This window comes from Embleya sp. NPDC001921 (assembly GCF_053594475.1).
Genome location: NZ_JBSFEO010000008.1, coordinates 84,095 through 102,970 on the forward strand (window position 1 = coordinate 84,095; position 18,876 = coordinate 102,970).

General features: G+C 71.0%; 19 protein-coding genes. 13 read left to right on the top strand and 6 right to left on the bottom strand.

Annotated features, from left to right (window positions below):
• Nucleotides 1-112: 112 nt before the first annotated feature.
• Both ACWCPW_RS11805 and ACWCPW_RS11810 read right to left on the bottom strand, forming a co-directional pair.
• The gene (locus tag ACWCPW_RS11805; RefSeq protein WP_449761399.1) at nt 113-676 is read right to left on the bottom strand and encodes a sigma-70 family RNA polymerase sigma factor; all 564 of its coding nucleotides are present in this window, start codon (nt 674-676) and stop codon (nt 113-115) included.
• Nucleotides 677-1,287: 611 nt separating this feature from the next.
• The gene (locus ACWCPW_RS11810; protein WP_449761400.1) at nt 1,288-1,506 is read right to left on the bottom strand and encodes a hypothetical protein; all 219 of its coding nucleotides are present in this window, start codon (nt 1,504-1,506) and stop codon (nt 1,288-1,290) included.
• A 277-nt stretch (nt 1,507-1,783) separates the two neighbouring features.
• Here ACWCPW_RS11810 and ACWCPW_RS11815 point away from each other — a divergent pair, with 277 nt between their 5' ends.
• The 5 genes from ACWCPW_RS11815 to ACWCPW_RS11835 all read left to right on the top strand — a co-directional run bounded on the left by ACWCPW_RS11815 (nt 1,784) and on the right by ACWCPW_RS11835 (nt 7,980).
• Nucleotides 1,784-3,943 carry an MMPL family transporter gene (locus ACWCPW_RS11815; RefSeq protein WP_449761573.1) on the top strand — a complete coding sequence of 720 codons (2,160 nt, stop codon included), beginning with the start codon at nt 1,784-1,786 and terminating at the stop codon, nt 3,941-3,943.
• Nucleotides 3,944-4,273: 330 nt separating this feature from the next.
• A complete protein-coding gene (locus ACWCPW_RS11820; RefSeq protein WP_449761574.1) occupies nt 4,274-5,653 on the top strand; it encodes an MFS transporter in 1,380 nt (459 codons plus the stop codon).
• 53 nt (nt 5,654-5,706) lie between these two features.
• A complete protein-coding gene (locus ACWCPW_RS11825) occupies nt 5,707-6,297 on the top strand; it encodes a TetR/AcrR family transcriptional regulator (protein WP_449761401.1) in 591 nt (196 codons plus the stop codon).
• A 292-nt stretch (nt 6,298-6,589) separates the two neighbouring features.
• Nucleotides 6,590-7,180: a hypothetical protein gene (locus ACWCPW_RS11830; protein WP_449761402.1), complete on the top strand. Its 591-nt coding sequence runs from the start codon at nt 6,590-6,592 to the stop codon at nt 7,178-7,180.
• Between the two features lie 104 nt (nt 7,181-7,284).
• Complete coding sequence (locus ACWCPW_RS11835; protein ID WP_449761403.1) at nt 7,285-7,980, top strand: DUF305 domain-containing protein; 696 nt, start codon at nt 7,285-7,287, stop codon at nt 7,978-7,980.
• A gap of 211 nt (nt 7,981-8,191) precedes the next feature.
• Here ACWCPW_RS11835 and nadE read toward each other — a convergent pair whose 3' ends face one another.
• A complete protein-coding gene (nadE, locus tag ACWCPW_RS11840) occupies nt 8,192-9,034 on the bottom strand; it encodes an ammonia-dependent NAD(+) synthetase (protein ID WP_449761404.1) in 843 nt (280 codons plus the stop codon).
• A gap of 405 nt (nt 9,035-9,439) precedes the next feature.
• Here nadE and ACWCPW_RS11845 point away from each other — a divergent pair, with 405 nt between their 5' ends.
• On the top strand, nt 9,440-10,030 hold the full coding sequence (locus tag ACWCPW_RS11845; protein WP_449761405.1) for a dihydrofolate reductase family protein: 591 nt from the start codon (nt 9,440-9,442) through the stop codon (nt 10,028-10,030).
• 332 nt (nt 10,031-10,362) lie between these two features.
• Nucleotides 10,363-10,593, top strand: a complete 231-nt coding sequence (locus tag ACWCPW_RS11850; RefSeq protein WP_449761406.1) for a hypothetical protein — start codon at nt 10,363-10,365, stop codon at nt 10,591-10,593.
• A gap of 347 nt (nt 10,594-10,940) precedes the next feature.
• Here the strand turns inward: ACWCPW_RS11850 and ACWCPW_RS11855 are convergent, their stop codons facing one another.
• A complete protein-coding gene (locus ACWCPW_RS11855; protein WP_449761407.1) occupies nt 10,941-11,141 on the bottom strand; it encodes a hypothetical protein in 201 nt (66 codons plus the stop codon).
• 612 nt (nt 11,142-11,753) lie between these two features.
• Between ACWCPW_RS11855 and ACWCPW_RS11860 the strand changes: the two genes are divergently transcribed.
• From ACWCPW_RS11860 to ACWCPW_RS11870, 3 genes are all read left to right on the top strand, one after another.
• Nucleotides 11,754-12,053: a hypothetical protein gene (locus ACWCPW_RS11860; protein WP_449761408.1), complete on the top strand. Its 300-nt coding sequence runs from the start codon at nt 11,754-11,756 to the stop codon at nt 12,051-12,053.
• A 413-nt stretch (nt 12,054-12,466) separates the two neighbouring features.
• On the top strand, nt 12,467-12,832 hold the full coding sequence (locus tag ACWCPW_RS11865) for a hypothetical protein (protein WP_449761409.1): 366 nt from the start codon (nt 12,467-12,469) through the stop codon (nt 12,830-12,832).
• 141 nt (nt 12,833-12,973) lie between these two features.
• The gene (locus ACWCPW_RS11870; protein ID WP_449761410.1) at nt 12,974-13,414 is read left to right on the top strand and encodes a hypothetical protein; all 441 of its coding nucleotides are present in this window, start codon (nt 12,974-12,976) and stop codon (nt 13,412-13,414) included.
• 129 nt (nt 13,415-13,543) lie between these two features.
• Here ACWCPW_RS11870 and ACWCPW_RS11875 read toward each other — a convergent pair whose 3' ends face one another.
• On the bottom strand, nt 13,544-13,987 hold the full coding sequence (locus ACWCPW_RS11875; RefSeq protein WP_449761411.1) for a MerR family transcriptional regulator: 444 nt from the start codon (nt 13,985-13,987) through the stop codon (nt 13,544-13,546).
• 145 nt (nt 13,988-14,132) lie between these two features.
• Between ACWCPW_RS11875 and ACWCPW_RS11880 the strand changes: the two genes are divergently transcribed.
• From ACWCPW_RS11880 to gyrB, 3 genes are all read left to right on the top strand, one after another.
• A complete protein-coding gene (locus ACWCPW_RS11880) occupies nt 14,133-14,324 on the top strand; it encodes a hypothetical protein (RefSeq protein WP_449761412.1) in 192 nt (63 codons plus the stop codon).
• 11 nt (nt 14,325-14,335) lie between these two features.
• Complete coding sequence (locus ACWCPW_RS11885) at nt 14,336-15,274, top strand: alpha/beta hydrolase family protein (RefSeq protein ID WP_449761413.1); 939 nt, start codon at nt 14,336-14,338, stop codon at nt 15,272-15,274.
• A gap of 721 nt (nt 15,275-15,995) precedes the next feature.
• Nucleotides 15,996-18,050 carry a DNA topoisomerase (ATP-hydrolyzing) subunit B gene (gene gyrB / locus ACWCPW_RS11890; RefSeq protein WP_449761575.1) on the top strand — a complete coding sequence of 685 codons (2,055 nt, stop codon included), beginning with the start codon at nt 15,996-15,998 and terminating at the stop codon, nt 18,048-18,050.
• A gap of 273 nt (nt 18,051-18,323) precedes the next feature.
• Here the strand turns inward: gyrB and ACWCPW_RS11895 are convergent, their stop codons facing one another.
• The gene (locus ACWCPW_RS11895; RefSeq protein WP_449761414.1) at nt 18,324-18,854 is read right to left on the bottom strand and encodes a MarR family winged helix-turn-helix transcriptional regulator; all 531 of its coding nucleotides are present in this window, start codon (nt 18,852-18,854) and stop codon (nt 18,324-18,326) included.
• Nucleotides 18,855-18,876 lie beyond the last annotated feature (22 nt).

Sequence of the window (18,876 nt, forward strand, 5' to 3'; positions counted from 1 at the left end):
CTCCTCCCAACGGACATCCAGGGGATCACCCGGTCGCGGCGCCGCGCCATCCGGGCGGCACACCATGCGATCCCGGGCGCCTATCGTGCGCTGCGCTCCCCCCGTGCCGCGTTCATCCTGCACTGCCTTCGTCCAGAGCCTGACGCAGGGCTCGGATCGCGTAGTGGATACGGGACTTCACCGTTCCCACCGGGATGCCGAGGATCTCGGCCGCCTGCTTGAGTTCACGGTCTCGCAACACCGTCTCGGCGAGGATCTCGCGATGCGCGGCGGTCAGCGAGGGCAGTGCGTCGGCCACGGCGATCTTCCAGAGCAGGGGCTCCCACTGGTCGTCGGCCGGTACGTACTCCAGTGGTTCGGGGCTGCACTCCTGCGGTCGGGCGCGGCGCGCACGACGATCGTCCATGACGATCCGGCGCGCCACCGTCGCCAGCCAGGGCATCAGGTCCGACGCGGCGTCGGCGATCGAGTCCGCGTGGCGCCAGGCCCGCAGCATGGTTTCCTGGACGACGTCCTCGGCCCACGGCCGGTCTCCGCCGGTGAGCTTGAGGCAGTAGGACAACAACTGCATCGAGTAGCGCCGGTAGACCAGTTCGGCGAGTTCCGCGAGTTCGCTCTCGGGTGTCGGGTGTGCCCGGCTGCCGGTGTCACGGTCATGGGTACAGATGGCTGTCACGTCCCCGGATCCTCGCTTCCCCCCGATGTGTCGGCTCGGAACCGCGAACACTAACCAGGGCGCGCTACAGGTTCGTTGGATCTGTGCTGAATTTGAGGATTCGACGTCCGTTGTTTGTCGCGGACGCAACCGACCGACCGGCAAACCTTCCCGGTCGGTCTATCGGGATTACTCGTCGCGGAGGTTCCCGGGGATCGATACAGCCGGGATGCCCGGGATCTCCCGTCGAGTTCGCCCGCTCCGGGTCCGGATCCGCACGCCCACCGCGCCATTCCCCTCGCTTCGAGGTGCGCGCCCCAGGTATCGATGAATTGATGGGTTCGGTGCCGAATCGAGACGAGATCCTTTACGTCCGCCCCGGGGAAATTTCGGTAGGGAGAGGGAAATCGGGTGAAGGATCCGACTTCCAAAGATCCGAGCACGTTACTCGAACTGGTTCGCGATATGAACGATGTGCGGGAAGGCGACGACGAGTCGCCGGCCGGCGGGATTCCCGATCGCCTCGATCGCCTCGATCGCCTCGATCGGCGGGAGGGGTCGAGGGTTCGGACCGTGTGCCTTCGGCTACGCCGTGTGTCCTCGGCCACCCGAAGCCGCGGAGGGCGGCCGGGTCAACGGGCGTCGCCCCCGGGCCACTCGTCGCCGCCCTCCCACGCGACCCGATCGCGGTCGGTGGGGTCCAGGCCCAGACGGGCGGCGAGTTCGTCGAGTTCGCGACGGGTGTGCAGTTGGCGGTAGGAGCCGTCGGCGAGCATCACCAGTCGGTACGACTGCCCCGGGCGATACGCCTGGACCACGAGGTCGAAGCGGCCGTGCGCCTTGTCGCTCATGCCTTCCACGGTCGCGCGGCGGGCGACGATCGGCGAATCGAGCTGCCGGACGCGGGCCGCTCCCACGCGGACCGGACGCGAGTCGTACCCACCCGCGCCGGACGCCGGTCGCACCCACCCGCGCCGGACGCGGATCACCGCACGGGAGGCGCCTGTTCGCGGCGTTCCGCTCGTGCGGAGTGTGCCAGCGGGCGCGTGATCGCAGGCCCGATGCCATCCTGGTGAGAGTGCACCTCGGGCGACACCAGATCACGTTCGAGCGGTGGAGGTGGCCACGATGGGCGGAGCGGGGCGGGCCGCGCGGCTGATCTGCGGTCGGCGCGCCAAATGGATCATCCTTGTGCTGTGGGTCGTGGTACTCGCCGTGGCCGGGCCGGCGGCAAGCAAGTTGACGGACGCGGAGAAGAACGACGCCTCCGCGTGGTTGCCGGGCAACGCCGAGTCGACCAAGGTCGTCGACGAATCCAAGGACTTCCTGCCGCAGAACGTCACGGCCGTGGTCGTGTTCGCGCGCTCGTCGGGTCTGACGCCGGCCGACAACCGGACCATCGCCGCCGACGCCGCGCAGATGCGCACCCTGACCGCGCACGGGATCGTCGGCGCCCAGGTGCAGGGCCCCATCCCCGACCGGGCGGAAGCCCCACGCGCCGCGCTCGTCCTGGTGCCGATCACCTTCGGTGACAACGGGTGGAACTCCATCAGCAAGGCCGTGGACGAGATTCGCGCGGTCCTGGACGACAACCCCGACAACGGCCTGGAAACGCACATCACCGGCCCCGGCGGGGTCGCCGCCGACAGCAGCGACGCGTTCGAGGGCATCGACGGGACCCTGCTGTTCGCGGCGCTGGCCGTGGTCGTGGTGATCCTGCTGTTCACCTACCGCAGCCCGACGCTGCTCCTGGTCCCGGTGGTGTGCGTGGTCGGCGCGCTGTTCGTCGCGCAGGCGCTGATCTACGTGCTGGCCCGGCACGCTTCGCTGGTGGTCAACGCGCAGAGCGCGGGCATTCTGACGGTCCTGGTGTTCGGTGCCGGTACCGACTACGCGCTGTTGCTGGTCGCCCGCTACCGTGAGGAACTGCGCCGTCACGAGGACCGACACGAGGCGATGGCGCTCGCCCTGCACCGGGCCGGCCCCGCGGTGATCGCCAGTGCCTCGACCGTGATCCTCGGCATGCTGTGTCTGCTCGCCGCCGAGATGAACTCCACCAACGGCCTCGGGCCGGTCGCCGCGATCGGCGTCGCGGTGGCCCTGCTCGTGATGCTGACCCTGTTCCCGGCGGTGCTGCTCATCGTCGGGCGGTGGATCTTCTGGCCGGTCATCCCGCACCTGGGCTCGCCCGAGCCCACCGAGACGGGCCTGTGGGCCCGGACCGGTCAGCGCATCGCCCGCCGGCCGCGCGCGGTGTGGATCGGCACCGTCGCGGCCCTGGGCGCGTTGTCGTTCGGTCTGCTGGCGCTGAACGCCGAAGGGCTCACCACCGCCGAGAGCTTCACCGGCAAACCCGATTCGGTGGTCGGCCAGGCGGTGCAGTCCCGCTACTTCCCGGCGGGTACCGGGCAGCCGCTCCAGGTGGTCGCGAACACATCGTCCCTGGACGCGGTCCGCGCGTCGCTGGCGACCGTCCCCGGCGTGGTGCCCGAGAGCGTCGTGGTGCCGCCGGGCGTTCCCGCGGAGCGTGACGGGCGGTCGTACGTGGAGGCCACCCTCACCGACGCCGCCGACAGCGGCGCGGCCCAGGACACGGTCGACGACGCCCGTGCCGCGGTGCACGCGGTGCCGCAGGCCGACGCCCTCGTGGGCGGCGGTACGGCGGCCCAACTCGACAGCAATCGGGCGTCGGTGCGGGACGAGAAGTTGCTGATCCCGGTCATCCTCGTGGTCGTGCTGATCATCCTGGCGCTGCTCCTGCGGGCCGTGGTCGCCCCGGTGGTGCTGATCGCCACCGTGGTGTTGTCCTTCACCGCGACGCTCGGTGTCAGCGCGCTCGTGTTCCGGCACATCTTCGACTTCCCCGCCGAGGACACCTCCTTCCCCCTGCTCGTCTTCGTCTTCCTGGTCGCGCTGGGCATCGACTACAACATCTTCCTGACCACCCGGGTGCGCGAGGAGAGCATCCGCGGCGACACCCGCACCGGTGCGTTGACCGGCCTCGCGGCGACCGGCGGCGTGATCACCTCGGCCGGTCTGGTCCTCGCCGGCACCTTCGCCGCCCTGGCCACGCTGCCGATCGTCGGTTTCGCCGAGATCGGCTTCGCGGTGGCACTGGGTGTGCTGGTCGACACGCTGGTGGTGCGTTCCGTGGTCGTCACCGCGCTCATCCTCGACCTCCGCGAACGCATGTGGTGGCCGAGCGCCCTGTGGCGCAGGGACGCGCGGCGCACGCATCCGACACCGCCGGCCGGGCCGGATACGAGCGAGTCTCGAACAGACCCGTGAGCCGGGCGGTCTCCGCCCGAAGCGGGGGTCCGGCGGCTAACTCGAACACGGTTGTACAAGTTCGATGCTTGCGGTTCGCTATCCCGTACACACCTGTACGGGATATCGGCGTGTGTCGACGGGCCCGATTCGGAAGGCCGGCCCGGCGGCTCGTGTCGGGCAGCGAAGGAGCGGACCTTGACCCACGACACCCACGGCGTCCACGACACAGGCGCCGGCGCCGACCACCACGCGCCCGACGCCGCGCGCGTGCCTGACGCCGCGCGCGTGCCTGACGCCGCGCACGCGCCCGACGCCGCGCACCGGCCCGCGCCGAACCGGCGTTGGCTCGTGCTGGCCCTGGTATGCGTCGCGCAGTTCATGCTGATCCTGGACGTCACGGTGGTGAACGTCGCGCTGCCGAGCATCGGCGCGGACCTGGGGTTGGGGCGGGAACCGCTGACCTGGGTGGTCACCGCCTACGCGCTCACGTTCGGCGGCCTGATGATCCTCGGCGGCCGGATCGCGGACACGCTGGGCCGGCGGACCGGCTTCCTGCTCGGCCTGGCCGTCTTCACCGCCGCGTCGCTGGCCGCAGGCTTCGCGCCCAACGGCGCGGTACTGCTGGCCGGCCGCGTCGCCCAGGGGGCCGCCGCCGCGCTGTTGTCGCCGTCCGCGCTCGCGCTCGTGACGGTGACCTTCCACGGCCGCGAGCGCAATCGCGCCCTCGGGGTGTGGGCCGCGATCGGCGGCGCGGGCGCGGCGGCCGGGGTCCTGGTCGGCGGACTGGCGACCGCCGGCCCGGGCTGGCAATGGATCTTCTTCGCCAACGTGCCCGTCGGCCTGCTCGTTTCGGTCCTGGCCGTGTCGGTGATACCGGCGCAGCCGCGGGTCGCCTCCGGCGCACGCCCGGACCTGCCGGGCGCGCTCGCGGCCACCGCGGGCACCGTGGCGCTGATCCTGGGCGTGACCCGTGCCGGCGAGGTCGGCTGGGGGTCGCCCTGGACGCTGGTGCCGCTCGCCGGCGCCGCCGTCGGGTACACGCTCTTCGTGCTCGTCGAGCGCGCGACCCGCCATCCACTGGTGCCCCTGGCACTGCTGACCCGACGGCCCGTGGTCTCAGGCGCGTTCGTGATGACGGTGGCGAGCGCGCTGATGATCCCGCTGTTCTTCCTCGGATCGCTCTACATGCAACACACGCTCGGATTCGGCCCGTTGCGCACCGGAGCGGCCTTCCTCCCGGTCGCCGTCGCGGTGACCCTCGGGGCACACGTCGGGGGTCTGCTCGTCGGCCGCCTCGGCGCCCGGCCGGTGGGAGCCCTCGGCCTGGCGGTCGCCGCGGCCGGGGCGCTGTGGCTGAGCCGGTTGCCCGCCCACGGCGGCGACGCGCTCGACATCGTCCCCGGGCTGGCCCTGGCCGCGGCCGGCGTGGGACCCGCGTTCGTCGCGGCGACCACGACCGCCATGGCGCGTGTGCGAGACCACGAGGCGGGCATCACCTCGGGCGTCGTCAACACCTTCCACGAACTCGGCGGCGCGCTCGGCGTCGCACTGGCGTCGGCGATCGCCGCGCCCAGCCTCGTCGCCGGGGCCGATGCCGGCGTCGTCGACGGCTACACCGACGCGTTCCGGGCCTGCGCCGGCACGGCCGTCGTCGCGGCGCTCGTGGTGGTCGTACTCGTGCCGGCGGGCAGGCCGCCGGTCTCCGACGGCCCGCGGCACGTGCACTGAGCAGCGCCGCCCGCACGACCACCACCACGTTCCCGACCGTAGGGTTGACCACCATGGGCGCGACACCACCACCCGGCACACGTCGACGGGCCGACGCCGAACGCAACATCGCCGCGATCCTTGCCGCCGCGATCGGCGCCTTCGCGCGTGATCCCGATGTCACGATGACCGACATCGCGCGAGCGGCCGGGGTCGGACGGGTGACCCTGTACGGGCACTTCGGCTCCCGTGACGCTTTGATCGAGGCCGCGATCAAGGAAGTTTTGGGCGAGTTGCACGCCGCGATGGACGACGCCGGGATCACCGTCGGACCCGCCCCGCAGGCGCTGACCCGACTCGCCCGGGAGGGCTGGCAGGTGCTGGACCGCTGCCGCGGCCTGCGTACGGCGGCCCTGAAGGCGCTGGGCGAGGCGAGCCTGCGCCGGCAGCACGCCCACGTCCTGGCCAGGGTCGACGAACTCGTCGAGCGCGGTCGGCGCGAGGGCGACATCCGTACCGACGTGCCGGCCGCGTGGCTCACCGCCGCGTACTACGGCCTGATCCACACCGCCGCCGACGAGGTCGACGCCGGCCGCCTCGAGCGCGCCGCCGCGGGCGAGACCATCGCCGCGACGCTGCGCACGGTCCTGGCCGTACCCGGGTGAGGCGCCGACACCGGTCGCGGACGCTGCGTTCGGTCCCGTCACGCCGGTCCGGTAGGTGTCGTGGTCCGGTAGGTGTCGCGGTCCGGGCGGTCGCGGGGTCCGGGCGCCGGCGGGAGGGAACGCCGCCGGTGGTCGGCGATATGGTCGGCCGATCGCGCGGTCGGCGGCAAAGTCCTTCCGGGCACGGCCTGTCGGGGCGGGACATCGCCGAGCCGGCACTATGGGACGCGGCCGGTGCGGGTGCGGGTGTCGGTGTCGGTACGCCGGCGACGCGAGACGGGAGGTGAGCGACGTGGTCCCCACGATCCGATCCGCCTCCCCCGGGCGCAACCGGTGGGCCGGTGTGCTCACCCGGTGGATCCTGCTCGTCGTCCTCGCGTGCGGTGTGGTCGGCATGCACACCCTGGGTCACCCGGCGAGCGCCGCTGCCGAGTCCGGCGGGGCGTCCGCTGCCGGGTCCGGTGGGGCGTCCGGCGCCGCGTTCGCCGCCGGGTCCGACGTCGTGGCGCAAGCCGAGCCCGTCGTCGAGTCGGGTGCCGAGTCCGTCTCCGGGACGCGTGTCGCGTCCGGCGCCGCGGAGCACGCGGTGACGAACGAACCGGCGACCGGCCACGGTCGGGCGTGCCCGAGCGGGGACTGCGCGCCGGCGGACAGGTCCGGCGACAAGCACGGGTCCGAGCACGGGACCGACCCGGCCTCGATGTGCCTGGCGGTCCTGTTCGCCGGCCTCGGCGCGCTCGCCACGGCGCTTGCCCTGCTCGCTCTTCGCCGCGCCCGCGATCCGCGCGCGTTCCGTCCGCGGGCGCGAGCGGCGCGGTTCGTGTCGGGCCTGCCCCCGCCCGGCCCACCGGAACTCTCGCTCCTGCAGGTACTGCGCATATAGGCCGCCGCTCGGTCACGAGCCACGGCCCGTGACGTCGCGCCCTCTTTCGCATCCTCGGGCCGTCGCACCGCGCGGACCCGGGTACCTCCAGGAGACGAACCACCGTGAAACGACTGTCCCGCAGCATCGCCCTGACCGCGACCGCCACGACCGCGGCGCTCGTCCTCGCCGCCTGCGGCAGCGACGACAAGGGTCACGACACGGCCGGCATGGACAAGCCGTCGGCCTCGGCCCCGGCGAACCCCCAGGCCGCGCCGAGCACTTCCGCCCCGGTATCGGCGGGTGCGTTCAACGACGCGGACGTGATGTTCGCGCAGATGATGATCCCGCATCACGAACAGGCCGTGGAGATGGCCAAGGAAGCCCCGGCCAAGGCGGCCGACCCCGAGGTGAGGAAGCTCGCGGCCGCGATCGAGGCCGCACAGGCCCCGGAGATCGCACAGATGAAGGGCTGGCTGGCCGGCTGGGGCAGGCCCGCGGCCGCACCCGGCGGCATGAGCCACGGCGACGGCATGATGTCGGACGCGGACATGAGCAGGTTCAAGGCGTCCACCGGCGCCGAGTTCGACAGGCAGTTCCTCGCCATGATGATCGCCCACCACAACGGCGCGGTCGCCATGGCCGACACCGAACTCGCCAAGGGCGCCAACCCCGACGCCCGCGGTCTCGCCGAACGGATCAAGACCTCCCAGGCGACGGAGATCCGGCAGATGCGACAACTCCTCGGCGGGAAGGGCGGCGCGACCCCGAGCACCCCGAGTACGCCGAGCACGTCGGCGATGCCCGGCACGCACCACTGACCCACCCCGGGTCCGCCGTCGCGCGCCTGTCGGGCGACGGCGGACCCGGGCCCTCGTCCGGGCCGGCACCGAGGAAGGGTCGGCCCGGGCGGCGACGGCTACGACGTGGCCGTGGTGCCTGCCGGGATCGCCGGCCCGAGCAGCCCGAGCGGCCCGAGCGGCCCGAGCGACTCGACTGCTCGGGACGATCGCCGGCGGTTGCCGTGCGGGATCAGCCTTGCCACCAGTCGTCGAGGGGAGTGACCGGGACGGTCCGCTTGTGTCGTGTCGCGAGGTACACCGACTCCACCTTCGCCGCCAGGTCCGGCGTGACGTCGGTGCCTTCCAGGTAGTCGTCGATCTGGGTGTACGTCAGGCCGAGGGCCACCTCGTCGGGCAGCGCGGGCCGGTCGTCCTCGAGGTCGGCCGTCGGCACCTTCTCCCAGGTGCTCGGCGGTGCGCCCAACTCCTGCAGCAGCGCGGCGCCTTGGCGCTTGGTCAGCCCGGTCAGCGGGGTGATGTCGACGCCGCCGTCGCCGTACTTGGTGAAGAAGCCGGTCACCGCCTCGGCCGCGTGGTCGGTGCCCACGACGAGCAGGCCGAGCTGGCCGGCGATCGAGTACTGGATCACCATGCGTTCGCGTGCCTTGATGTTGCCGCGCACGAAGTCCCGCAGCTCGGGCTCGTCACCGAGCAGCTCGCGCAGGCCGAGAGCCGCCTCGGCGGCGACGGCGTCCGTGCTCGGCTTGACGTTGACCGTGATCGACCGGTCCGGCTTGACGAACTCCAACGCGATCTGCGCGTCGTGCTCGTCGGCCTGTACGCCGTACGGCAACCGCACCGCGACGAAGACCGCCTCGTGGCCCTCGGCCCGCAGCTCCTCGCTCGCGAGTTGGCACAACCTGCCGGTCAGCGTGCTGTCCTGGCCGCCACTGATCCCGAGCACGTAGCCCTTGGCCGGGGTCGACCGCAGGTAGTCCTTGAGGAAGTCGACCCGTTGCCGGATCTCGACCTTGGGCACGATGGTCGCCTTGACGCCGAGTTCGGCGAGAATCTGCTCGCGTGGGTTCGCCATCCACGTACTGTACTGGCCGGAATCGACGTGGTCGGCGACCGGCCGGCGCCGCCCGGTGTCGACCAAGTCGGCGCGGAAGGGGGGCTCGTTCCGGCGCTCCGCGCAGGTCGGCCCCGGCGACCGCGGGCCGGGGCACGGAGCCGGCCGATCGCCCGCGCGTAGGGGAGGGCGACATGGTGACCGCAGGGTTCGTCGAGGCGGCGCACGGTGCGTCCTCGTCCGGCCGGGAAGGCGTCGAAGCACTGTTCGCGGGTGATGCGGTCAGGCTGGGGTTCCGCGCCGGAGGGCTCCAGGCGGTCGGGTATTGTGCCAGGTCAGACGCAAGGTGATCATGAAGTCGCCGCTCGGCCGAACGGCCTGAGGGCGATCGATCCACAGATCCACAGATCCGGCAGGGGACCCTTCGTGCGCAAGCTCGTGTACTACATCGCCTCCACGCTCGACGGTTTCATCGCCGGTCCGGACGGCGCCGATCCCACGGGACCCGGCGGCTTCTGGCCGATCTCCGGCGACTATCTGCAGCATCTGGCCCGGGAGTACCCCGAGACCCTGCCCGGCCCGGCCCGGGACGCGCTGTCGATCACGGCGGAGGGCACGCACTTCGACACCGTCGTCGAGGGGCGCAAGTCGTACGAGATCGGCCTGGCCGCCGGCGTCCCCGACGCCTTCCCGCACCTGCGCCACCTGGTGTTCTCCACGACGTTGACCGAGGTCCCCGCCCCGGCCGTCGAACTGGTCGCCGGCGACCCGGTGGCGAAGGTGCGGGAGCTGAAGCGGGAGGACGGCAAGGACATCTGGCTGGTCGGCGGCGGAGAACTGGCGGGCGCCCTGTACACCGAGATCGACCGGTTGATCGTCAAGCTCGGCCCGTTGACCATCGGCACGGGGATTCCCCTCCTCGGCCGCACGGCCGACTTCGACCCGCGCGTCTGGAACCTCACGGACCACACCGTCCTGGACAGCGGCGCGGCCTTCCTCACCTACACCCGCTCGTAGGGCGTGTCCTGGTACCCGCGACTGCCGGCGTCCGGGGCGATGGGCCGTCGGCCCCCGACGCCGGCAACCGCCGAGCCCCCGGAGCGGCGCCGTGCGCTCGCCGGTCGAGGAAATGCGCGCCTGCCCGGTCCGCCCACCTGCCGCGCGCGAGGCTGCGCCGGGGCGTCGGCGGCTGCGCCCGCCGTGTGTTCACCCGATGGGGTGGCGGGCCGTCCGTGTGCGGAGCGTCACGACCCGGCCGGAGGTGCGGACTGCAACCCTCACAACCGGCGGGGAACTCCCGTGGAGAGTCGACCTTGGCGCAGGACCAAATCTTCGGAGGGTGAGTTTCGTTGGCGACGAGCATGCATGTGGTCTGGAACTCGGAGGCGGCCGAGCACGTCGTGTACGAGACATATTCGATCGAGGTGGTCGAGGACGGCGGCGTCCACGGCGAGGTGGTCAGCAACCGCTACGACACGGTGATCCGCAGCCGGGCGCATGCCCGGGAAATCGCCGCGGAGCACGGCTACGAACTCTTCCCCGACGGCGACGCGTGGGAAAGCCTTCCGGAAGAGGGCTGAAGCCCTCGCCGGACTCTTCTCGGACGGTGTACGGCCGGGGGTGCGGGATCCGCCCGGGACTTCGGTTCTGTCGGTCCGGTCGGTTCGTCGTACGGCATGGGGTCGACATACCGCGGAGACGGCCGCGTCGGGTGCAGGCGGACGCGGTAGCACCGGCGTGTGTGATCACGCTCGGGGCGCGAGGCCGTCATCCGAGAGCACCGTCCGGCCCGCAGCGCGCCGCGCATCGTCGCGGTGCCTGCGGCCCGGCCCGGAAACGCGGACGGATCGGCGCGGACCGCCGACATCGTCGCCGCGGTCCGGAACCAACCGTGGTGGAGCCCTTGGACCCGGTCGGAGTTCGAGCCTCACACGGTCACGATCTGTGTGGGATCGACGGGTACGTCGACGCTGCGGGTACCACCGAAGACGCCGGGCAGCACGAATCGGACGACGATCCTTCCGCCGAACGCCTTTCCCGTCACCACTCCTTCCGTCCCTTGGGGCACTCGCTGCTGCAGGCCCTCACCGATGTCCTGCTGGGCTTTGACCTTCGTGCCGATGTTCACTCGTCGGTTCCCAACTTTCCTCATGGCGAGTGGAGTTCCAGTCGCCGAAGGTCGACCGGCCGCACCTGGGGAGGGGCCGGTCGAGGGGCGTTCGAATATCGCCTCGCGCGGCCGGGGGCGAGCCCGGATCGGCGGCGTCCGCTCATGGTGGTCAACGGCCGGGACCGGCGACAGAGCGCGTGGACGTGCGGGTAAGGCGTGCGACGGCCACGCCCCACTCGAACGCGCGCCCGACCAACCGAGTGGCTACCGCAAGTCCCCGGCCCGGTTCGCCGCCCAACCCCCTGCCCCCGGTGCCACGCCGGGCGCGCCGGGCGCGGCGCCGGTGGCCCGGGAGGGGGTGGCTACCCCGTCGAAGCCGAGTTCGTACGTGATCCCGGCTGAGGGAACTCCGAACGTACCTCGTCGGGCCGGGGCGTGCCCGAGGACGGGTCCGGGTCGGACTCGGGGGCCGGGCGGGTGGTGTGTTTCGTGATCGTGGCACCATGTATGGCATGACGACGAACCGAAAGGTCCATGCCGCGTAGACGGCCGGGGCACGTCCGGGCCGGCATGTTTCGCGGGCGGACGCCGGGGGCGCGGACGGCCATCGACGGACTGTCCGCACGGGCGATGTCCGAGATCTTCCGGCTGGAACTCACCCGCAACTACCTGCAGCCGGGAGACGTCGGCGCGGCCGTGCGGCTGTGGCGGAACCACGTCCACCGCCCGGAGCGAGAACTGTGGCACGACTACGAGTGGGGCAACGCGCACTGGTACTGCTGCGGCAATCCCCTCGAAGCCCGCGCTCTCCTGGACACCCTGATGTCGGCGCTGTCCCGTCGAAGCGCGCGCGAACTGCGCCTGATCATCGGCAGGTTGGACGGTTTCCGGAAACGACCGTCACCGCCGTACGAGGCACGCGAAGGCTGAAGAACGGGTTGGCGGCCGGCGGCCGGCGGCCGGCAGTCGACGGTATTGGATGGGAGCGGATTCCGGGCGCCGCCTCACACGTCGTCGCCACCGAGGGATACGGATCGCTCACCATTCGTGGGATCTCCCGCGTGCTGGGCGGATATCGACGGCCGCAGGACCGGGTGCGATTCCCGGGACGATCACCGAGGTGGCATCGGCGTGTCGCCGACTCCCCCGCGCGGTGTCACTCTGGAAGGGGCCGCACCGGAGCCATGGCCGAGAGGGCTTGCGGCCGTGTCGGCTGCGGTCCGTGACCGGGGCGGTGTCGGTCTCCGGCGGTCCGATGGGCGCGGTCATCGCCTCGGGTGGTTCGGTGCGTCCGAGTGTGCCCGCCGCGACCGCCACCGCGTCCATCGCCACATGGAGGAGTCATGACGGCAACGACACGTTACGACACACCCGTTGCGATCGAAGGCGATGGTGTCGAGCTTCGGACGCGCGAAGTCGGCGGTGGGATGTCCGTCGCATTCGTGCGGTTCCCGCAAGGTGCCGACATGGCACCGGGGCTCGAAGGATTGCCCGACGGTATGTGCCAGTGCCCGCACTGGGGTTACCTGCTCAAGGGGCGGCTGAGGATGCGCACGAAGGACGGGAACGAGGTCTACGAGGCGGGCCAGGCGTTCTATTGGGCACCCGGCCATGTGCCGGAGGCGCTGGAGGATTGCGAGTACGTGGACTTCTCACCGACCGAGGAATTCACCGAGGTGATCGATCACATCAAGGCTCGGATGAGCTGACACGCGCACGCCCACGCCCACAAGGCATCCCGCAGGGCCGCCGTGGACCCGGCCTTCCGGACGGCCGGGATCGTGGTCGGTGGCCTTGCTCGGTGGGGTATGTCTTTGACGTCGCGGCGATGCCCGGGTTGGCTGAGGCGTGTGAACGAACGTGTGATGCCCGAGGAGGGCACTTGGATCGTCGCGGCGTGGGTTCCGCGGCTGCGGGAGATCGGCGAGGACGGCGCCCTACTGGCGGGCCTGGTCTGGTGTGCGACCTGTGCCGAGCGCCTGCGGTTCGAGGTCGAGGGCGATGTGTATCGCTGCGGGGCGTGTCGGTTCGCGGTGCGGGGGTTGATGCTGGAGGAGGTCGTGGCGACGCAGGTCGTGGCGACCATCTGCGCGTCGAGGAAGCTCGCGTCCGCGAAGCGCACCGTCGACGAGGTGGTCGAGGCGTGGAACGCCTCCTCGACCGGGCGTCAGGCGCGAGTGATCGCCATGGTGGTGGCGCGGATCGACGTCGGCCCGGGCGAACCGGCCGCGTTCATGATCCGCCGGCATGGGGCTCAGCCGCCGATCTCGGTTCTCGTGCCGAGCCGCTGACGGTTGTCTCGGTTGTCCCGCCGGCCGCTCCGGTCGCCGTGCCATCCCGGCCGCCCCGGCCGGTTGCCTTCGCGGAACTTCGGGCGCTGGAGGGGGGAGGCGGCTGGAGGTGCCGGGTCCTCCTCGAATTCATTGGGCGCGTGGGCCTCTTGTCGTCAAACGATCGTTTGCCGACAGGTGGCCTCTGTCGGTCTGGGCGGTCGTATCCCGTCGGCAGGGGGTGCCGGTGTGCATGCTGGAAGAGGCGCCGGCGATGACGGAGTCGAGCCGGTCCCGGGTGTGGGCGAGGTCCGCGATGTGCCGGTCGAGATGGTCGCGCTCCACGGCCAGGCGCTGGAGCAGCTCGGGTGTGGCCTTGCCGTCGACGACGCAGGGCGTGAGTTCGGCGATGGCCTTGCTGGACAGGCCGGCGGCGTATAGCTGACGGATCACACGGATCCGGTCGACGGCACCTTCCGCGTAGTGGCGCTGGCCGCTGCTGCTGCGCTCGGAGGCGAGTAGGTTCCGCTCCTCGTAGTACCGCAGAGCCCGGGTGGTGACGCCCGTGCGGCGGGCGAGTTCCCCGATGCGCATGTTCGGCTCCCCTTCCTGTGACCTGAGACACAGGTTCTTGCCCTTCACGTCAACGTCAGGTTTTAGCGTAGCCGACGTGCTCGGTGCCGGGTGATTCATCCGGTGAGGTCACGTCATAGGCACGAATCGAACGACGGACTGTTCCATGAGTGAGGACACCGCACCGGCCCGGCGGGTGATCGGCGTGGAGAAACACGCCTGGACACCCGAACTGCGCCGCGCCCTTCTCGGGTGGGGCGGTGATGCGACCGATGAGCAAGGCCGGGTGAAGCTCGCTCACCTCAACGCCGAGCGCATCCTCAACCTCGAGGCCGCCCGAACCTCGCACCACGTCTGAAAGGCACACGCATGACCACGTATCAGGCGACCGGTCTCACCGGTCCCGAGCCCACCCCGACCGTATCGGTCAAGCCGCTCGTGCTGCGCGGACCGCAGCGCGGTGAGGACCTGCACGTACGCGTCTCCGTCCCGGCCACCGGCACCGGTCTGCCCGTCGTGCTGTTCGCCCACGGGTTCGGCTCGGACCTGGACGGCTACGCGCCGCTGGTCGACCACTGGGCTTCCGGCGGCTTCGTGGTCGTCCAGGCCACCCACCTGGACTCCAAGCGGCTCGGCCTGGCCGCGGACGATCCCCGCGGGCCCCGGTTGTGGCGCCACCGGGTGCACGACATGCAGCGCATCCTGGACGAGCTCGGGACTCTGGAGGCGTCCGTGCCGGGCCTGGCCGGCCGGGTCGACCACAGCCGTGTCGTCGCGGCCGGTCACTCCTTCGGCGGCCAGACCGCGGGCATCCTGGTGGGCCTGCGCGTCAAGGACCCGCACACCGGCACCGCCGAGGACCTGTCGGACTCCCGGATCATGGCCGGCATCCAGTTGGCCACCGCCGGCAAGGGCGGCGACGAACTGACCCCCTTCGCCCACGAGAACCTTCCCTGGCTGCGCGATCAGGACTTCTCCCACATCACCGCCCCCGGACTCGTCGTCGCCGGCGACAGGGACGACCTCCCGCTCTCCACCCGGGGACCGGCCTGGACGACCGACCCCTACACCCTCAGCCGCGGCGACAAGAGCCTTCTCACCGTCCACGGCGCCGAGCACTTCCTCGGCGGCATCTCCGGCTATCAGGCGGCGGAGACCACCGACGAAGACCCCGGCCGCGTCGCTCTCGTCCAGCAGGTCACCCTCGCCTACCTGCGCCACGTCACCGGGATCGACCACACCGACTGGGAGAAGGCCCAGAGGGTTCTCGCCGCCGGCCACCCGCTGGGACGACTCGAATCCAAGTGAGCCCCGGGACCGCAGGCGCGCCCGCTTCCCGGCCGCCCCGCGGATGATGGGCCTCCGCCGCCGCCCGCACACCGAATGCCGCCGACCCGACCGCCGAAGTCCTCACCGCGCACTTGCGAGTGGATGCCGTCGAGACGGACCGAGGCCGGACCCGATCCTCCACGTCGCCGTCCTCAGCGCTGTATCGGAACGTCACCGGCACCGCGGCAGCGCGGCTTGCCGGTCTCTCGTTGCTTGTTCACGGGCCGGCGCCCGGAGGAGGTCCCAACACCCTCGGGAGTGGGAACCAGTGGCTCCCAGGCCCCTTCGGCGGCCTGCGAAGGGGCACTGGGAGTCGGGTTCAGGGGTGCTCTACCCGATGTCCATCGAAGCCCTGTATGGCGATCTGCGGGCCTTGCAGAGTTTCAGCGTGGGGGGATTTGCCGATGGGGATTTTCGGACCCGGAATCAACGATGAAATGGCTTCCATGCCTGCTTGTTAGGCACGCAATGGATATGCTGAAGCCCGTTCTCGCATGAGGAACACGGCCCCCGGAGGGCCTTGTTCGGCCTGCCCGTGTGCGGCCGGCTTCACCCGAAGACACGTACGCTCCCGCCGCCCGGCGGGAGTGCGGCTTGTAGTGCCAGAAAAGAGTGCCTTGTGACCGATTCCGACATCCTCTCCGTCGCCACCGGGACCCGAGCCGACACCTCCCTCGATCCCGCGTCCGCCCCCGCCCCTGTGTCCGCCCCGGCACCCACCTCCCGCGACGGTGACGGCAGCGGCAACGGCAGCGGCAACGGCAACGGCGGGGAGCCCGGCGCGTACGGCGCCGACGCGATCAGCGTGCTGGAGGGGCTGGACCCCGTTCGCAAACGGCCCGGCATGTACATCGGTTCGACCGGTGAGCGCGGCCTGCACCACATGGTGCAGGAGATCGTCGACAATTCGGTCGACGAGGCGCTGGCCGGTTTCGCGGACAGGATCGACGTGACGCTGCTCGGCGACGGCGGTGTTCGGGTGGTGGACAACGGGCGTGGCATTCCCGTGGGTCTGCACCCGGAGAAGCGGAAACCGGCCGTCGAGCTCGTGTTGACCGTGCTGCATGCCGGCGGGAAATTCGGCGGTGGCGGATACGTGGTCTCCGGCGGGCTCCACGGGGTGGGACTGTCGGTGGTCAACGCCTTGTCCACGCGCCTGTTCGTGGAGGTGCGCGCCGACGGACACCGGTGGAGTCAGGGCTATCGCAACGGTGTGCCGACCGCGCCCTTGGCCCGGCACGAAGGCGTGACCGACACGGGCACCTCACTCACCTTCTGGGCCGATCCGAACGTCTTCGAGACCACCGAGTACTCCTTCGAGACGCTGGCCCGCCGCCTCCAGGAGACGGCCTTCCTCAACAAGGGCCTGACCCTGACCCTGGCGGACGAACGCGCGGGCGCGCGGGCGCCGTCCGGCCCGGACGGCGTCGGTGTCGAGAAAGCGGGGGCGGACCGGGCCCGGTCGGTCTCGTACCGGTACCAGGGCGGCATCGTCGACTTCGTGAAGCACCTCAACTCCCGCAGGGGCGACCCGGTGCACCCCACGATCATCTCCCTCCGGGCCCAGGGCGCGGGGCAACACCTGTCCGTGGACGTCGCGATGCAGTGGAGCACCCGCTTCAACGAAGGCGTGTACTCGTTCGCCAACACCATCCACACCCACGAGGGCGGCACGCACGAGGAGGGCTTCCGCACCGCCCTGACCGGCGTGGTCAACCGCTACGCCCGGGAGCGGAGGCTGCTGCGGGACAAGGACGAGAACTTCTCCGGCGAGGACGTGCGCGAGGGGTTGACGGCGATCGTCTCGGTGAAGTTGGCGGAGCCGCAGTTCGAGGGCCAGACCAAGGCCAAGTTGGGCAATACGCAGGCGCGGACGTCCGTCCACAAGGTGGTCCACGAGCAGTTGGCGGACTGGTTCGATCGGAACCCGAACGACGCGGCGGACATCGTCCGCAAGGCGATCGCGGCCCGGAGTGCCCGGGTCGCCGCCCGCAAGGCGCGTGATCTCACCCGCCGCAAGGGCATGTTGGAATCCGCCGCGCTGCCCGGCAAGCTCGCGGACTGCCAGTCCACCGAGGCCGACGCGTGCGAGATCTTCATCGTCGAGGGCGACTCGGCCGGCGGCTCCGCGAAGTCCGGCCGCGACCCCCGGTACCAGGCGATCCTGCCGATCCGCGGCAAGATCCTGAACGTCGAGAAGGCGCGCATCGACAAGATCCTGCACAACCAGGAGATCCAGGCGCTCATCTCGGCGTTCGGCACCGGGGTGCACGAGGACTTCGATCTCGGCAAGCTCCGCTATCACAAGATCATCCTGATGGCGGACGCCGACGTCGACGGCCGGCACATCAACACCCTGCTGCTGACCTTCCTCTTCCGCTTCATGCGGCCCCTGATCGAGGCCGGCCACATCTACCTCTCCCGACCCCCGCTCTACAAGATCAAGTGGAGCCGGGACGACTTCGAGTACGCCTACACCGACCGCGAACGCGACACCCTCGTCGAACTGGGCCGGCGGTACGGCAAACGCCTGCGCGACGACGGCATCCAACGCTTCAAGGGGCTCGGCGAGATGAACGCCGAGGAGCTCCGCGTCACGACCATGGACCCGGACCACCGCGTGTTGGGGCAGATCACGCTCGACGACGCCGCCCTGGCCGACGATCTGTTCGCCGTCCTGATGGGCGAAGACGTGGAGGCCCGGCGCTCGTTCATCCAACACAACGCCCAGGACGTGCGCTTCCTCGACATCTGACACACCCTCGGCGACCCCACCGGGACGTCGCCGGCGCCCGCGAGATCCGGCGCGATCGGGACTCCCGCACGCAGCACGGCACCTCGCGGCGCGCGCCGAGACCGCACGCGCACGAACCGTTCGGCGTTGCCGCTCGCGGGGGATCGGCGGGTCGGCGAAATCCCGGGCGAGGGCGCGCTGTTCGGTCCGCACGCGGCCGGATGAGGAGATCGCCCGAACGTCGGTGGGATTGCCTCCTGTTCCGAGGCGGATCACCCCTACCCCGCACAAGCACTACGAGTTGGGCTGCTCGGGTTTCAGGGGGTTGCCGGGCGCGTGGTCGCCGAGGCTGTTGAGGAGTTGGCGCAGGAGTCCGGCGAGGCGTTCCTGGTCGCCGGCGCTCAGTTTCGCGAGGAGTCTCGCCTCCAGGTCGACGTGGTCGACGACGACTCCGTCGATGAGTTCGCGGCCGCGGTCGGTCAACGTGATCAGCACGCTGCGCCGATTGAGCGGATCGAGTTCGCGGGTCACCATCTCCCTCGCGACGAGACGGTCGATCCGGTTGGTGATCGCCCCGGAGGTGACCATCGACGACTCGACGAGCTGCTTGGCGGTGAGCCGGTACGGCTGCCCGGATCGGCGCAGCGTGCCCAGGATATCGAATTCCCAAAGCTGTAGGTCGTGCGTGGCGAAGTGGTCGCGAAGCTCGCGCTCGAGCAGGCGGCAGGCGCGCTGGATCCGGGACACGACGCCCATCGGTGTGGGGTCGATGTCGGGCCGCTCGACCCGCCACTGGTCCATCCGCCAGTCGACGTTGTCCTCCACGGGCTGCCGCCTCCCAGAACCT

Coding starts and splice junctions, on each gene's coding strand:
- ACWCPW_RS11810 (WP_449761400.1), bottom strand. CDS start 1,506: ATGAGCGACAAGGCGCACGGCCGCTTCGACCTCGTGGTCCAGGCGTAT.
- ACWCPW_RS11815 (WP_449761573.1), top strand. CDS start 1,784: ATGGGCGGAGCGGGGCGGGCCGCGCGGCTGATCTGCGGTCGGCGCGCC.
- ACWCPW_RS11825 (WP_449761401.1), top strand. CDS start 5,707: ATGGGCGCGACACCACCACCCGGCACACGTCGACGGGCCGACGCCGAA.
- nadE (WP_449761404.1), bottom strand. CDS start 9,034: ATGGCGAACCCACGCGAGCAGATTCTCGCCGAACTCGGCGTCAAGGCG.
- ACWCPW_RS11860 (WP_449761408.1), top strand. CDS start 11,754: ATGTCCGAGATCTTCCGGCTGGAACTCACCCGCAACTACCTGCAGCCG.
- ACWCPW_RS11865 (WP_449761409.1), top strand. CDS start 12,467: ATGACGGCAACGACACGTTACGACACACCCGTTGCGATCGAAGGCGAT.
- ACWCPW_RS11875 (WP_449761411.1), bottom strand. CDS start 13,987: ATGCGCATCGGGGAACTCGCCCGCCGCACGGGCGTCACCACCCGGGCT.
- ACWCPW_RS11880 (WP_449761412.1), top strand. CDS start 14,133: ATGAGTGAGGACACCGCACCGGCCCGGCGGGTGATCGGCGTGGAGAAA.
- ACWCPW_RS11885 (WP_449761413.1), top strand. CDS start 14,336: ATGACCACGTATCAGGCGACCGGTCTCACCGGTCCCGAGCCCACCCCG.